The organism is Bacillus sp. ISL-35 (genome assembly GCF_018613355.1).
Classification (GTDB): domain Bacteria; phylum Bacillota; class Bacilli; order Bacillales; family Cytobacillaceae; genus Mesobacillus.
In genome coordinates, this window is sequence record NZ_JAGGQK010000002.1 from 514117 (window position 1) to 529580 (window position 15464).

Here is a 15464-nt window from a genome sequence, read left to right on the forward strand (position 1 = left end):
CTCCAGCGCTTGTCAGGGGTAATCGAGGCGCTTGCGCTTTTCGGTATATGTGCTAAAATGCAAAGGTAATGTATGAATTGCTTTTGATGTGGAGGGTACCTTTGTGTTTTATTACATAATTGCGCTGTTTGTTATTTTGCTTGATCAGCTTACTAAATGGTTAATTGTTAAAAACATGGAGCTTGGAGATAGCATAAAGGTCATTGAGAATTTCTTGTATATTACTTCTCACCGCAACCGTGGTGCTGCATGGGGAATCCTGCAAGGGCAAATGTGGTTCTTTTATGTCATTACCATCGCAGTGGTGGTAGGCCTTGTCATTTATATTCAAAAGGCAGCTAAGGGTAAGCTGCTGCTGGGAGTTTCGCTTGGTTTCATGCTGGGCGGGGCGATTGGGAATTTTATCGACAGGGTATACCGGAAAGAAGTGGTTGATTTCGTCAACACATATATTTTTGGTTACGATTTCCCTATTTTCAATATCGCGGATTCTGCACTTGTCATTGGTGTCGGCCTGTTGATGATTGATATGATCAGGGAAGAGAGAGAGGCGAAAAGGAAAGCTTATGGAGAAAATGGAACACATCATCAGTGAGGAACAGGCTGGTGACAGAATAGATAAGGTCGTTTCCACATTGGATTCTGAATGGTCAAGAAGCCAGGTCCAGCAATGGATCAAGGAAGGCAATGTGCTTGTAAATGGATCTAAGGTAAAAACAAATTATAAATGCAGCCTGGATGACAAACTGGAAATTGTCATTCCAGAACCAGAAATACTTGATGTTATTCCTGAAGAGATGGATCTTGAAATTTATTATGAGGACCATGATGTCCTTGTTGTAAACAAGCCTAAAGGAATGGTGGTCCACCCTGCACCAGGCCATATGACGGGCACGCTTGTAAATGGCCTGATGGCACATTGCAAGGATCTGTCAGGAATCAATGGTGTATTGCGCCCTGGTATCGTCCACCGGATTGATAAAGATACATCAGGCCTGCTGATGGTGGCTAAAAATGACATGGCACATGAAAGCCTTGTGAACCAGCTTGTCGCCAAATCAGTTACCCGAAAATACAAAGCGCTCGTCCATGGGAATATTCAGCACGACCATGGCACAATCGACGCGCCGCTTGGGCGTGATTCAAAAGACCGCCAGAGCATGACAGTCGTCGATAATGGAAAACATGCTGTCACGCATTTCAATGTGCTCGAACGGTTCCAGAACTTCACATTGGTTGAGTGCCAGCTGGAAACAGGAAGGACTCACCAGATTCGTGTCCATATGAAATACATCGGTTATCCGCTTGCCGGGGATCCGAAATATGGCCCAAAGAAGACTCTTGATCTTGGCGGTCAGGCATTGCATGCCGGTGTCCTTGGTTTTGACCACCCTAGAACAGGTGAGTATCTTGAATTTGAAGCACCGATGCCTGAATACTTCACAGAGCTTTTGAATGAATTAAGAGAAATTCGTTGACAAAGTTCAACAAGTATCTTAAGATGACTATAGTTTAATAAGTCCTTTAAAGACAGTCCCGTGAGGCTGAGAAGGAAACGGAGCTGCAACTGGCATAATTGTATGCCTTGCTGCAATTGACTTTACACGTTTACCCTCTTGCTGGAACTGGCAGGAGGGTTTTTTACTTAAATCCGTTTTCAAACCATAGAAAGAGAAGGAGTGAAAACAAATGTCTGAAAAAGCCGTTGTCCTGGACAACCAGGGAATTCGCCGGGCGTTGACGAGGATTGCCCATGAAATTATTGAAAGAAACAAAGGGATCGAACATTGTGTCCTGGTCGGCATCCGCACGAGAGGAATATACATCGCCAACAGGCTCGCAGAAAGAATCCGCGAGATTGAAGGGGCGGAAATGCCGGTGGGGGAACTTGATATCACCCTGTACCGCGATGATCTGACCACGAAGACGATCGACCAGGAGCCTGAAGTAAAAGGCTCTGACATTCCGGTCGACATATCGAACAAAAAAGTCATCCTTGTGGACGATGTACTCTATACAGGCAGGACAGTCCGCGCCGCGATGGATGCGTTGATTGACATCGGCCGTCCCGCGACCATCCAGCTTGCTGTGCTGGTTGACAGAGGACACAGGGAGCTGCCGATCAGGGCAGACTTTGTAGGCAAAAACATCCCGACTTCAAGTTCGGAAAAAATTGTGGTTGAACTGCAGGAAGTGGATGAAGAAGATCGCGTAAGCATTTTTGAAAAATAAATAGTGCCCTTTTAATAACAGTCCAGAGAGGCTGGAAAGGGGGAGCGCATCGCTGATGGCTTTGTGCGGGCTTTTTTACCCACCCTCTTTGCATCCACTCACTGGCAAAGAGGGTTTTTCTTTTTATAAAAGAGAGGGGATATAACAATGAATAACAAACCAATCCTGGACATAAAAGACGTACCATCACCTTTTCAATGGGTCACGCTAAGCCTTCAGCACTTATTCGCCATGTTCGGCGCAACCATCCTTGTACCTTATCTAGTCGGGTTAAGCCCGGCAATCGCCTTGATCTCAAGCGGACTTGGGACGATCGCCTTCCTGATCATCACCAAATTCCAGGTGCCGGCTTATCTTGGATCCTCCTTCGCATTTATCGCACCTGTCATCGCGGCGAAAGCAGGCGGCGGACCGGGAGCAGCCATGGTCGGTACCTTCCTTGCAGGCCTTGTGTATGGAATTGTCGCATTGATCATCAAGAAAGCAGGCTACCGCTGGATCATGCGCCTGCTGCCTCCTGTAGTTGTAGGACCGGTCATCATCGTAATTGGACTTTCGTTAGCAGGTACTGCAGTTAGCATGGCAATGAATAATCCTGGCACCAATGAATATAGCTTGATTCACTTCTCTGCTGCTCTTGTGACGCTTGCAGCAACAATCATCTTCTCGATTTACGGAAAAGGAATGCTGAGCATGGTTCCGATCTTAGGAGGAATTGTAGTTGGATACTTGTATTCCCTTGCGATTGGTATCGTAGACTTAAGTGGTGTAAAAGCAGCAAAAGTATTTGAAATGCCAGATTTCATCTTCCCGTTTGTAGATTACGATATAAGCATCAGCTGGAAACTCGTCCTTCTGATGGTTCCAGTCGCAATTGTAACTTTATCTGAACACATCGGCCATCAGCTTGTGTTAAGCAAGGTTGTAGGCAAAGACTATATTAAAGAACCAGGTCTTCACCGTTCGATCATGGGCGATGGAATGGCAACGATGATTTCCGGCTTGATCGGCGGACCTCCAAAAACAACTTACGGCGAAAACATCGGTGTGCTGGCAATCACAAGAGTATACAGTGTCTATGTCTTGCTTGGAGCAGCAATCATCGCGACTGTCTTCGGCTTCATCGGTAAAATCACTGCGCTGATCAGCTCGATTCCAACACCAGTCATGGGCGGTGTATCCATCCTGCTGTTCGGAATCATCGCATCATCAGGTTTAAGGATGCTGGTTGACAGCAAAATCGATTTTGGCAACACACGCAACCTTGTCGTTTCATCAGTCATCCTGGTAATAGGTATTGGCGGAGCTTTCATCAAGGTAAATGAAAACTTCGAAATCCATGGCATGGCTTTAGCGGCTTTGGTCGGTGTCATCCTGAACATTGTCCTGCCTGGACGTCCAGAAATCGAAGATGACATGTTTGAACTTGAATCTAAAAAAAAAACTGAGTTAAAGAACGATGTAGCATAGTTCCACCTTTTAAAAAGGTCCAGAGAGGCTTAAAAGGGTGTTATGAGCGAACCGGCTTATTCAGCGTACACATAAACACGCGATCATGCGGATTTATGCCGGAAAGTTCATGTGCAAGCACCCTGTTGAATCCAACAGGGTGCTTTTTTTCTAGATAAAAGGAGGCGGGCTGAAATGAAATGGGATCTGCTGACAACATCAAAGCTGAGCATAGATGAAATACAGGAAATCCTCAAAAGCGCATCGGGATTTGCCGGGGGGGAAATCTGGCAGCCAGCGAAAAAGGTTTTTATCAGTAATTTGTTTTTTGAACCGAGCACAAGGACAAAGTCAAGTTTCGAAATGGCGGAACGCAAATTGGGACTTGAAGTGATTCCATTCGAGGTGCACACATCGAGTGTCTTAAAAGGCGAGACATTGTATGACACCGTCAGGACACTTGAGGCGATTGGAACGGATGCCGTGGTGATCAGGCACAGTGCTGACAATTATTTCACTGAGCTGGAAAAAGGCATTTTGATCCCGGTCATTAATGCAGGCGATGGGAAAGGGCATCATCCCACACAATCATTGCTTGACCTGATGACCATTCAGCAGGAATTTGGAAGTTTCATAGGGCTGAAAGTAGCAATCATCGGGGATATCCTTCACAGCCGGGTGGCACGGTCCAATGCCGATGTCCTTGTGAGACTGGGTGCCAGCGTCATTTTTTCAGGGCCTGAAAGCTGGGTGAACCTTCAAGAACTTTCGCAAGGCTGTGAGTATATGGAAGTGGATGATGCAGTCCGGGAGGCAGATGTCGTGATGCTGCTCCGCGTCCAGCATGAACGCCATGACGGAAAGCTCCTTTTTGAAAAAAATGATTACCATAATCGCTTCGGCTTAACGTTGGAACGAGAAAAGCAGATGAAAAAAGAAAGTATCATTCTCCATCCGGCACCGGTCAATCGCGGAGTGGAAATTGCAGATGGATTGGTGGAGTGTTCCAGGTCGAGGATCTTCAAGCAGATGGAAAATGGTGTCTACATAAGAATGGCCGTGTTGAAAAGGGCACTTGAAAAAAGAAATGGGGGAATGGAAGATGTCAATGCTAATCAAAAATGGCAAGCTGCTTACTGAAAACGGGTTTGAAAAAGCTGATATTTTAATAGAAAACGGAAAAATTTCAAAGATTGAACCTCATATCTCAACAGAAGCAGAAGAAATGGTTGATGCAGCCGGAAAGCTGGTGGCACCAGGACTTGTAGACCTCCATATACACCTTCGCGAGCCAGGCGGTGAAAAGAAAGAAACGATTGCAACCGGGACACTCGCGGCAGCGAAAGGCGGATTTACAACCGTTGCCGCCATGCCGAACACAAGACCGGTACCGGACAGTAAAGCCCAGATGGAATGGCTGCAGGAAAGGATACAGGAAACTGCTTCAGTAAGGGTATTGCCATATGCTTCAATCACTGTTCGTGAACTGGGTCAGGAACTAACCAATTTCGCTGAACTGAAAGAAGCAGGTGCCTTCGCACTGACAGATGACGGAGTAGGAGTCCAGTCAGCAGGAATGATGCTTGAAGCGATGAAACGAGCTGCAAAGCTTGATATGGCGGTCGTCGCCCACTGCGAGGACAATACCCTGATCAACAAAGGCTCGCTTCATGAAGGAAAAAAAGCTGCGGAGCTGGGCATCAACGGAATCCCTTCAGTATGCGAGTCGGTACATATCGCCAGGGATATCCTGCTTGCTGAAGAAGCAGGCTGCCATTACCATGTCTGCCATATCAGCACCAAGGAATCCGTCAGGGCCGTGCGGGATGCGAAACGATATGGCATCAAGGTCACTGCAGAAGTAACACCACATCATTTGATTTTGAATGAAGAAGATATACCAGGGAATGATGCCAATTATAAAATGAACCCTCCGCTAAGGAGTAAAGCAGACCAGGAAGCACTGATTGAAGGATTGCTCGATGGCACGATCGATTTTATCGCTACAGACCATGCGCCGCATACAAGCGGGGAAAAAGCAGAGGGAATCGAACTGGCGCCATTCGGGATTGTCGGCCTGGAGACCGCTTTCCCACTCTTATATACACATCTTGTTGAAAAAAATGTCCTTACAATAAAGGAACTGGTCGACTTTTTGACCATCAAGCCTGCAAAAGCATTCGGGCTTCCATATGGAGAATTGAAGCCTGGTGCGCCTGCAGATGTCGTATTGATTGACCTTGATCAGGAAAAAGAAATCAATCCAGATGAATTTTTATCAAAAGGAAAGAACACACCGTTTGGTGGCTGGAACTGCAAGGGCTGGCCAGTGCTTACAATCGCTGAAGGAAAAATAGTCTGGGAAAAGGGAGTTGTTAAGGCATGAAGAAGCAGCTGATATTGGAAGATGGGACGGTTTTTGTGGGAGAAGGCTTTGGAAGTGAAGCTCAGACGACAGGAGAGGTTGTTTTCAATACTGGTATGACCGGCTATCAGGAAATCCTGTCCGATCCATCGTATTGCGGCCAAATCGTGACATTGACATATCCCCTGATTGGAAATTACGGAATCAACAGGGATGATTTTGAGTCGATTAATCCTGCAGTCCAGGGATTGATCGTTAAAGAGAATGCCGAATTCCCTTCTAACTGGCGTACTGAACTGTCATTGCACGATTACCTAAAAATGAAAAACATTCCCGGGATTGCCGGGATTGATACGAGAAAACTGACAAAAATCATTCGCCAGCACGGGACATTAAAAGGCATGATTTGCGGTATGGAAGAGGATGCCGAAGAGATTGTCGCAAAACTGAAAATGAAAAACCTGCCAAATGACCAGGTGAAGCAAGTATCAACGAAAACTCCTTATCCAAGCCCTGGCCGCGGACATAGAGTTGTCCTGGTTGACTTCGGGCTGAAGCATGGGATTTTAAGAGAACTAAATAACCGTAACTGTGATGTGATTGTCGTTCCATACAATACAACCGCTGAAGAAATTCTCAGCTTGAGTCCGGATGGCATCATGCTGTCAAACGGACCTGGGGACCCAAAGGATGTTCCGGAAGCGATCGAAATGATCCAGGGGTTGCTTGGCAAAGTCCCATTGTTTGGTATCTGCCTTGGCCATCAGCTTTTTGCGCTTGCTTGCGGAGCCAATACCGAGAAAATGAAATTCGGCCATCGAGGTTCGAACCATCCGGTGAAAGATTTACGGACAGGGAAGGTCGCGCTGACGTCCCAAAATCACGGATATACGGTAAAAGATGATTCAGTAACAGGAACAGACCTGGAGATCACACATATTGCCCTTAATGATGGCACGGTTGAAGGCCTTTCACACAAAAATGTGGCGGCATTCACTGTACAGTATCACCCGGAAGCATCACCAGGACCGGAGGATGCAAATGGGTTGTTCAACCAATTCATGGAAATGGTTGAAGCAGAAAAAAAGGAGGTTGTTCCACATGCCAAAGCGTAAAGATGTAAACACAATTTTAGTTATAGGTTCAGGGCCAATCATCATCGGCCAGGCTGCGGAATTCGATTATGCAGGTACACAGGCATGCATCGCATTGAGGGAGGAGGGCTACAAGGTCATCCTTGTCAACTCCAATCCGGCGACAATCATGACGGATACGGAAATCGCCGATGTTGTATACATAGAACCCCTTACACTGGAGTTTGTATCAAGAATCATCCGCAAGGAGCGCCCGGATGCAATCCTTCCGACCCTTGGCGGGCAGACCGGCTTGAACCTCGCTGTGGAACTGGCCAATGCGGGCGTATTGGATGAATGCGGTGTACAAATACTAGGAACCAAACTTGATGCGATCAACCAGGCTGAGGACAGGGAGCTGTTCAGGAGTCTGATGAATGAGCTGGGGCAGCCGGTGCCAGACAGTGAAATAATCCACAGCCTTGAAGAGGCGTATGCATTTGTTGAACAGATCGGCTACCCGGTGATTGTCCGCCCTGCTTTTACAATGGGAGGAACCGGTGGCGGAATCTGCAGCAATGAAAAAGAATTGATTGAAATCGTGACAAGCGGCATTAAAAACAGCCCGGTCGGACAGTGCCTGCTGGAGAAAAGCATCGCCGGATTCAAGGAAATTGAGTATGAAGTGATGCGCGACAGCAATGATAATGCCATTGTTGTCTGCAACATGGAAAACTTCGACCCGGTTGGCGTCCACACTGGAGATTCCATCGTTGTTGCGCCGAGTCAGACATTGAGTGACCGGGAATACCAGCTGCTCAGGAATGCAAGCTTGAAAATCATCAGGGCACTTAAAATAGAGGGTGGCTGCAATGTTCAGCTTGCGCTTGACCCGGACAGCTTTAATTACTTTGTAATCGAAGTGAATCCGCGTGTCAGCCGTTCTTCGGCACTGGCATCAAAAGCGACCGGCTATCCCATCGCCAAGCTTGCTGCGAAGATTGCGGTAGGATTGACACTTGATGAAATGCTGAACCCTGTCACAGGCAAAACATATGCCTGCTTCGAACCGGCATTGGATTATGTCGTGACCAAAATCCCGCGCTGGCCATTCGATAAGTTCGAATCCGCCAACCGAACACTGGGCACCCAAATGAAAGCTACCGGTGAAGTCATGGCAATCGGCAGGAACTTTGAAGAGTCTTTGCTGAAGGCGATTCGTTCTCTTGAAGCGGATGTCACCCATCTTTCACTGAATAATAAAGATGAAATCGATGATGAATTGCTTGAAAAAAGGATCCGCAAAGCAGGGGATGAGCGACTATTTTATCTTGCGGAAGCGATCAGAAGAGGAATCACCATCGAAACGCTGCACAGCTGGAGCAAAATTGATTTATTCTTCCTTTATAAATTAGAGAGATTGATAGCTTTCGAGCAAGAGCTGGCAGCACAGCCATTCGAGCTCGAAACAGCCAGGACTGCGAAACAAAAAGGCTTTGCCGATAAGGTCATCGCCAAACTGTGGAATGCGACAGAAAAAGAAGTATACCAATGGCGTATAGATAATAAGCTGATTCCTGTCTTCAAAATGGTCGACACTTGTGCAGCTGAATTCGAATCTGGAACTCCATACTTCTATGGCACATATGAAGAAGAAAATGAGTCGATTGTGACGGAAAAGCCAAGCGTCATCGTTCTGGGTTCCGGTCCAATCAGGATCGGTCAGGGAATCGAATTCGACTATGCTACCGTCCACTCTGTCAAAGCCATTAAAGAGGCAGGTTATGAAGCAATCATAGTCAACAATAACCCGGAAACGGTATCTACCGATTTCAGCATCTCTGATAAATTGTACTTCGAACCACTTACAATTGAAGACGTCATGAACATTGTGAACCTGGAGAAACCGATTGGCGCTGTTGTCCAATTCGGGGGGCAGACAGCTATCAATCTAGCTTCGAAGCTGGTTGACAGAGGGGTTAAAATTCTTGGCACAAGCCTTGAAGACCTCGACCGTGCCGAAGACAGAGACAAGTTTGAATATGCGCTTTCAGACCTGAACATTCCGCTCCCAAAAGGAAGCACGGCAAAATCAGTCGAAGAAGCAGCAGCGATTGCAGCGGAAATTGGTTACCCAGTCCTCGTCCGCCCATCCTATGTACTCGGCGGCAGAGCGATGGAAATCGTCTACAAAGAAGAAGAGCTGCTTTACTATATGAAAAATGCAGTAAAGGTTAATCCTGATTACCCAGTACTGATTGACCGTTACCTGACTGGAAAAGAAGTTGAAGTGGACGCAATTTCCGATGGCAAGAATGTATTGATTCCTGGGATCATGGAGCATATCGAAAGAGCCGGTGTCCACTCGGGTGATTCAATCGGCGTCTATCCGCCGCAAAGCCTAAGTGAAGAAGTAAAACAAAAGCTAGTATCCTATACAATCGACCTTGCAAGGGGACTTAACATCGTAGGCTTGCTGAATATCCAGTATGTTATCGCGAATGAAGAGGTTTTCGTTCTGGAAGTCAACCCGCGTTCAAGCAGGACGGTTCCATTCCTGAGCAAGATTACGAATGTGCCAATGGCCAAAATCGCGACAAAAGTAATCCTGGGACAGAGCATTGAAGACCAGGGTTACCAGACTGGACTTGTGCCAGAGCAAGAGGGAGTGTTTGTCAAAGTACCGGTGTTTTCCTTTGAAAAACTGCGCCGCGTCGACATTACGCTTGGACCTGAAATGAAATCGACAGGAGAAGTAATGGGCAAGGATACAACGCTTGAAAAAGCTCTGTATAAAGGCATGATCGCTGCCGGAATGAAATTCAAGGAGTTCGGAACTGTGCTGCTGACAGTGGCGGATAAAGATAAAGAAGAGGCACTGGCGTTGGCCAGAAGGTTATCGAGTATCGGCTATCAGCTGATGGCTACCGAGGGCACGGCAAAATACCTGCAAAATAACGGAATCAAAGTTAAAACAGTCGGCAAGATTGGCTCTCCTGGCCAGAACCTGATTGATGTCATCCGTAAAGGCGAAGCCCAGATGGTCATCAATACGCTGACAAAAGGAAAACAGCCTGAACGTGATGGCTTCAGGATCCGCCGTGAATCAGTTGAAAATGGCGTGCCTTGCCTGACTTCACTGGATACGGCAAAAGCGATCTTAAGAGTCATTGAATCGATGACATTCTCAGCAGATGCCTTAAAGCCGATGGAGGCAGCCAAAGAAGGTGTACTTTCATGATCAAGCAGGAAAACTGCAAAGTGGTCAGCAACAGGCAAATTGCCGACAATATCTTTGAACTAGTACTGAGCGGTAATCTTTCCGCCGTAATGGAACAGCCTGGACAATTTGTCCATGTAAAGACTGGTGAAGGATTCGATCCGCTATTGCGCCGGCCGATCAGCATTGCTTCAATCAATGATGGAACATTCACAATCATATACAGAAGGCAGGGAAGAGGCACTTCCCTGCTTGCCGAAAAAAACGCCGGTATGGCAGTCGACGTCCTCGGCCCGCTGGGGAATGGGTTCCCGGTCGGGGAGGCAAGTTCTGGGCAAACCGCAATCCTGGTTGGAGGCGGAGTTGGAGTCCCGCCGATGTACGAACTGGCCAAACAGCTAGCCCGAAAAGGGGTGAAGGTCATCAGCATTATCGGATTCCAATCATCACATGCAGTATTTTATGAAAAAGAGCTAGGCGAATTTGGCGAAGTGTATGTTGCGACGGTTGATGGGTCTCACGGCAGGAAAGGGTTTGTAACAGATATTCTTGAAGGCCTCGAAGCGGACATTATTTACGCTTGCGGTCCTACACCTATGCTGAGAGCCATCGAGAATGGAAACTATGCAGCGAAAACCTACCTGTCGCTTGAAGAACGGATGGGGTGCGGCATCGGCGCGTGCTTCGCCTGTGTTTGCCATACGAAAGACGATCCAAAGGGATTTTCATATAAAAAGGTTTGCAGCGACGGACCGGTATTTAAAGCTGGGGAGGTTGTCATATGAGTTCATTAACGATCAAGCTGCCTGGACTTCATCTGAAAAATCCAGTCATGCCTGCATCTGGCTGCTTCGGGTTCGGAAGGGAGTTCAGTCAAATGTACGACCTGAGTCTGCTCGGAGCAATCATGATCAAAGCTACGACACCCGAACCTCGCTTCGGAAATCCCACCCCAAGGGTCGCGGAGACACCAGGCGGTATGCTGAATGCCATCGGCCTGCAAAACCCTGGCTTGGAAAAGGTATTCAATGAGGAACTGCCATGGCTGGATCAGTTTGATGTACCAATCATCGCAAATATCGCCGGTTCTACAGAGGATGATTATGTCGCTGTAGCCGAACAGCTATCGAAATCTCCGAATGTAAGAGCACTTGAGCTGAACATTTCATGTCCGAATGTCAAAACTGGCGGAATCGCTTTTGGTACTGACCCAGAAATGGCAAAGACGCTGACAAAAAAGGTAAAAGAAGTATCTAAAGTGCCTGTATATGTGAAGCTCTCCCCTAACGTTACCGACATCGTCAGCATTGCAAAGGCAGTTGAGAATGGCGGGGCTGATGGACTCACGATGATCAATACATTGCTGGGAATGAGAATTGACCTGGAAACAGAACAGCCGATTCTTGCAAATAAAACGGGCGGGTTATCAGGCCCATCTGTAAAACCGGTAGCCATCAGGATGATCTATGAAGTCAGCCAGCGTGTTAACATTCCGATTATCGGCATGGGGGGCATCCAATCAGCCGAGGACGTGGTCGAATTTTTCCATGCGGGTGCAAGCGCAGCGGCGGTTGGAACCCAGAATTTCGTTGATCCATTTATTTGCCCGAAAATCATTGAAGAATTGCCTGAAATACTGACCAGGATAGGTGCAGATCATATTTCCGAACTAACGGGAAGGAGCTGGAAGAAGAATGAAAGACTCGCTTATTATCGCCCTTGATTTTCCAAACAAGGGACAGGTGCTCGATTTCCTTGAACCATTCGGGACTGAACAGCTTTTTGTCAAGGTTGGAATGGAGCTCTTTTATTCCGAAGGACCGTCGATCATTGAGGAGTTAAAAAAGCAGAATCATAAAATTTTCCTCGATTTGAAGCTTCATGACATCCCGAATACAGTGAAAAGTGCAATGAAGGTTCTTGCGGGTTTAGGCTGTGATCTAGTCAATGTCCACGCTGCTGGAGGTTCAGAGATGATGACAGCAGCTCTCGAGGGACTGGATGCAGGCACGTCATCGGGTCTAAAGCGCCCAGATTGCATTGCGGTAACACAGCTGACAAGTACATCTGAAGCCCAGGTCAATACTGAACAGCTAATCGGTGTTTCCTTGCAGGAATCTGTATTGAATTACGCTGAATTAGCCAAAAAGTCAGGTTTGGACGGTGTTGTCTGTTCACCTCATGAAGCCGGCATGATTCATCACCGATTAGGTAGGGAATTCCATACCGTGACCCCAGGAATCCGTACAGTCGAAAGCGGTAAGCAGGACCAGAAGCGGATAGCAACCCCTGTGTTCGCCAGAGAACAAGGAATCTCGGCAATCGTAGTCGGCAGGCCAATCACACGTTCTGCCAATCCGCTTGAAAGCTACATTAAGATTAAAAATGACTGGAAGGGTGTAAGAATATGAGAAAAGAAATGGCAGAATCTTTGCTTGAAATTGAAGCGGTAAGCTTGCAGCCAGACAATCCATTCACATGGTCGTCAGGACTGAAATCCCCCATCTACTGTGACAACAGACTGACACTCTCTTATCCTGCTGTCCGCAGAAAAGTGGCGAAAGGACTGAAGGACCTCATACAGCAGCATTTCCCCGAGACAGAGATGGTTGCCGGAACAGCTACCGCCGGAATCCCTCATGCTGCCTGGGTGAGTGAACTTCTGGATCTTCCTATGTGTTATGTGCGTTCAAAAGCAAAGGGACACGGAAAAGGCAACCAAATTGAAGGCAAGGTGACCGAAGGGCAGAAAGTCGTGGTTGTAGAGGATCTGATTTCAACTGGCGGCAGTGTAATCGAAGCTGTCCATGCATTGCGGAACGCAGGCTGTCAGGTGCTTGGAGTAGTCTCTATTTTTACATACGAACTGGCAAAAGGAGAGCAGCAGCTGAAATCGTCCAATATTGAAGCATACTCTTTGACAGATTTCAGTACACTGGCAAAAATCGCAGAACAAAAGGGATTGATTACCGAAGAGAACCTTAGCAGCCTTGAAGAATGGAAACAAGATCCGGCCGAATGGGGAACAGCTAAGAACTCCTGATCCTCGCTAAAAAAGAAGATAACCTGCCGGGCTTGCCGGCAGGTTCTTTTGGTCATTGCTGCTTCAATTTCAGGATCAAATCTTCGTCCGGTGTTACATAAACGGTCTGCTGCTGTTCGTAAATAACGAATCCTGGTTTCGCACCGGCAGGCTTCTTTACATGGCGAACCTTGGTGAAATCGACTGGAACGGAGCTTGAATTCCTTGCTTTACTGAAATAAGCGGCAATCTGGGCGGCCTCAAGGATGACATCTTTAGAAGGCTCTTTGCTTCGTATTACGACATGAGATCCAGGAATATCTTTTGTGTGCAGCCAGATTTCATCCCGGGCTGCAACTTTATTCGTCAAATAATCATTTTGCTTATTATTTTTCCCGATGAGGATTTCTGTCCCGTCAGTGGAACGATACTTTTCAAGGACAGGTTTCATGTTCTGCTTATTCTTATTGCCCTTTTTCTGTCTCGCCCGGATATATCCGCCCTCAATCAATTCCTCCCTGATTTCTTCAATATCTTTTGGTGAAGCTGCTTCAACCTGTTGCAGCAGGGAATCGAAATAGGCAACCTCGTCCTGTGCCAGTTGAATTTGCTCCTTTACAATATTGACGGAGTTCTTGGCCTTCTGGTATTTTGTAAAATATTTTTGCGCATTTTCCGATGGAGTCTTTCGCGGATCCAATGGTATGGTGATGGAAGCGCCGTTCTCATCATAATAATTCACGACCGAGATTTCTTTCATTCCTTTTTGGGCCATAAAGATATTCGCGGTCAGCAATTCTCCGTATAGCTGGAACTGCTCTGCCTTTTTTGCATCCTCCAGGGTAGCTTCAAGCTTTTTGATTTTCTTCTCGTTCTTTTCTTTTTCATTCGCCAGCAGACGTTCAAGATCATTTCCCTGTTGCTTGACTCTGTCACGCTCAGCTTTTCCAAAATAATAGCGGTCAAGCAGCTGGCTCAGTGTTTCAAAGGATTTAGTCTCTCCCTGTAAATGTTCAAGAGGAAGCAGGTAAAAGGCTTCCTTAGTGCTTCCATACGTTAAAGCCGGTTTGTAGTGATGGTTTTTAATCTCTTCCATCATGGCGATGAATGCCTTTGGCAGGGTTGTCCGGTTGACGAGCCCAGCCTTGAAGGTAATCTCTCTTGCCAGTACAGGCGATACCCCGGCAAAATTTGCAACCAGCTGTTTATCGATTTTGCCAGCGTTGAAATCAACCACCCGAAGGACATCTTCCTCCCCAGCCTCAAGCGGGTTCATTTTTTCCTGTTGAGGAGGCATGATGTATTCCTGCCCAGGCATGATCGCCCGGTGTGAATTCAAGGCGAAGGAAATATGCTTGATGCTGTCAAGAATGACATTCCTGTTCTTATCCACGATGATGATATTGCTGTGGCGTCCCATGATCTCGACAATCAGCTGTTTGTATGAAATATCGCCGATTTCATTCCGGCCTTTCACCTCAAAAATAATCATACGGTCAAGTCCGGATTGCTTAATATCTTCAATGATGGAGCCCTCAAGATGCTTGCGCAAAAGCATGCAGAACATTGGCGGCTCATTTGGATTATCATATTGCTCATTGGTGATCTGGACCCTTGCGTAGCTTGGGTGAGCCGAGAGCAGCAGCTTATGGTTGACACCATTTGCCCTCACCGCAAGAATGATTTCGTTTTTATATGGCTGGTGGATTTTATTGATTCTTCCTCCTTTAAGCAAGGAGGAAAGTTCGTGTGTGATCGCTCTTGTAAACAATCCGTCAAATGACATTTGAATTACATCCTTTTCTATTATCTGGCATGTCGTGGTAAAAGCAGGTTTTTTGGTTAATTCAGGTTTTTATATTGTCCAGCTGCGGCTCCTAACTCCTCGAGACGCTTGTTTAGCTGCGGCTCCTAACTCCTCGAGACGCTTCGGTCCTGCCAATGAAGTCAAAGAGCGACTTCACTGTCAGGCCCTCCAGCGCTTGTCGGAGTTGGACAGTCGCCTCTGCTTTTCGAATTGTCTAGTGTCGCCTCCTAGAAACTCCGAAACTTCAACTCCGCCGGCAGAAGCAAAAAGCGCTTCTTTGTCGGAGTCTCCAGTTT

General features: G+C 46.9%; 13 protein-coding genes. 12 read left to right on the forward strand and 1 reads right to left on the reverse strand.

What is annotated here, in order from left to right:
• Positions 1-103: 103 nt before the first annotated feature.
• The 12 genes from lspA to pyrE all read left to right on the forward strand — a co-directional run bounded on the left by lspA (position 104) and on the right by pyrE (position 13382).
• Entirely contained in the window at positions 104-595 is a 492-nt protein-coding gene (gene lspA / locus J7E38_RS05765; protein WP_214703893.1) for a signal peptidase II, read from the forward strand.
• Positions 567-1478, forward strand: a complete 912-nt coding sequence (locus J7E38_RS05770; RefSeq protein WP_214703895.1) for an RluA family pseudouridine synthase — start codon at positions 567-569, stop codon at positions 1476-1478. The genes lspA and J7E38_RS05770 overlap by 29 nt, the downstream gene beginning before the upstream one ends.
• Positions 1479-1689: 211 nt before the next feature.
• Positions 1690-2232, forward strand: coding sequence for a bifunctional pyr operon transcriptional regulator/uracil phosphoribosyltransferase PyrR (gene pyrR / locus J7E38_RS05775; protein WP_214703897.1), 543 nt, complete (start codon positions 1690-1692; stop codon positions 2230-2232).
• A gap of 147 nt (positions 2233-2379) precedes the next feature.
• Positions 2380-3702 (forward strand): solute carrier family 23 protein, encoded by a 1323-nt coding sequence (locus J7E38_RS05780; protein ID WP_214703899.1) that lies wholly within the window; start codon positions 2380-2382, stop codon positions 3700-3702.
• A gap of 174 nt (positions 3703-3876) precedes the next feature.
• Complete coding sequence (locus tag J7E38_RS05785; RefSeq protein WP_214703902.1) at positions 3877-4821, forward strand: aspartate carbamoyltransferase catalytic subunit; 945 nt, start codon at positions 3877-3879, stop codon at positions 4819-4821.
• A complete protein-coding gene (locus tag J7E38_RS05790; protein ID WP_214703904.1) occupies positions 4784-6067 on the forward strand; it encodes a dihydroorotase in 1284 nt (427 codons plus the stop codon). The genes J7E38_RS05785 and J7E38_RS05790 overlap by 38 nt, the downstream gene beginning before the upstream one ends.
• A complete protein-coding gene (locus J7E38_RS05795) occupies positions 6064-7161 on the forward strand; it encodes a carbamoyl phosphate synthase small subunit (protein ID WP_214703905.1) in 1098 nt (365 codons plus the stop codon). The genes J7E38_RS05790 and J7E38_RS05795 overlap by 4 nt, the downstream gene beginning before the upstream one ends.
• Positions 7148-10360 carry a carbamoyl-phosphate synthase large subunit gene (gene carB, locus J7E38_RS05800; protein WP_214703910.1) on the forward strand — a complete coding sequence of 1071 codons (3213 nt, stop codon included), beginning with the start codon at positions 7148-7150 and terminating at the stop codon, positions 10358-10360. The genes J7E38_RS05795 and carB overlap by 14 nt, the downstream gene beginning before the upstream one ends.
• Entirely contained in the window at positions 10357-11124 is a 768-nt protein-coding gene (locus tag J7E38_RS05805) for a dihydroorotate dehydrogenase electron transfer subunit (RefSeq protein ID WP_214703913.1), read from the forward strand. Before carB ends, J7E38_RS05805 begins: the two co-directional genes overlap by 4 nt.
• Positions 11121-12062, forward strand: coding sequence for a dihydroorotate dehydrogenase (locus tag J7E38_RS05810; protein WP_214703916.1), 942 nt, complete (start codon positions 11121-11123; stop codon positions 12060-12062). The genes J7E38_RS05805 and J7E38_RS05810 overlap by 4 nt, the downstream gene beginning before the upstream one ends.
• Entirely contained in the window at positions 12034-12750 is a 717-nt protein-coding gene (gene pyrF, locus J7E38_RS05815) for an orotidine-5'-phosphate decarboxylase (protein WP_214703919.1), read from the forward strand. The genes J7E38_RS05810 and pyrF overlap by 29 nt, the downstream gene beginning before the upstream one ends.
• Entirely contained in the window at positions 12747-13382 is a 636-nt protein-coding gene (gene pyrE, locus J7E38_RS05820; protein WP_214703923.1) for an orotate phosphoribosyltransferase, read from the forward strand. The genes pyrF and pyrE overlap by 4 nt, the downstream gene beginning before the upstream one ends.
• 52 nt (positions 13383-13434) lie before the next feature.
• Here the strand turns inward: pyrE and J7E38_RS05825 are convergent, their stop codons facing one another.
• Complete coding sequence (locus J7E38_RS05825) at positions 13435-15147, reverse strand: Rqc2 family fibronectin-binding protein (protein ID WP_214703925.1); 1713 nt, start codon at positions 15145-15147, stop codon at positions 13435-13437.
• Between the last annotated feature and the right edge of the window lie 317 nt (positions 15148-15464).

Coding starts and splice junctions, on each gene's coding strand:
- J7E38_RS05770 (WP_214703895.1), top strand. CDS start 567: ATGGAGAAAATGGAACACATCATCAGTGAGGAACAGGCTGGTGACAGA.
- pyrR (WP_214703897.1), top strand. CDS start 1,690: ATGTCTGAAAAAGCCGTTGTCCTGGACAACCAGGGAATTCGCCGGGCG.
- J7E38_RS05780 (WP_214703899.1), top strand. CDS start 2,380: ATGAATAACAAACCAATCCTGGACATAAAAGACGTACCATCACCTTTT.
- J7E38_RS05785 (WP_214703902.1), top strand. CDS start 3,877: ATGAAATGGGATCTGCTGACAACATCAAAGCTGAGCATAGATGAAATA.
- J7E38_RS05790 (WP_214703904.1), top strand. CDS start 4,784: ATGTCAATGCTAATCAAAAATGGCAAGCTGCTTACTGAAAACGGGTTT.
- J7E38_RS05795 (WP_214703905.1), top strand. CDS start 6,064: ATGAAGAAGCAGCTGATATTGGAAGATGGGACGGTTTTTGTGGGAGAA.
- carB (WP_214703910.1), top strand. CDS start 7,148: ATGCCAAAGCGTAAAGATGTAAACACAATTTTAGTTATAGGTTCAGGG.
- J7E38_RS05805 (WP_214703913.1), top strand. CDS start 10,357: ATGATCAAGCAGGAAAACTGCAAAGTGGTCAGCAACAGGCAAATTGCC.
- J7E38_RS05810 (WP_214703916.1), top strand. CDS start 11,121: ATGAGTTCATTAACGATCAAGCTGCCTGGACTTCATCTGAAAAATCCA.
- pyrF (WP_214703919.1), top strand. CDS start 12,034: ATGAAAGACTCGCTTATTATCGCCCTTGATTTTCCAAACAAGGGACAG.
- pyrE (WP_214703923.1), top strand. CDS start 12,747: ATGAGAAAAGAAATGGCAGAATCTTTGCTTGAAATTGAAGCGGTAAGC.
- J7E38_RS05825 (WP_214703925.1), bottom strand. CDS start 15,147: ATGTCATTTGACGGATTGTTTACAAGAGCGATCACACACGAACTTTCC.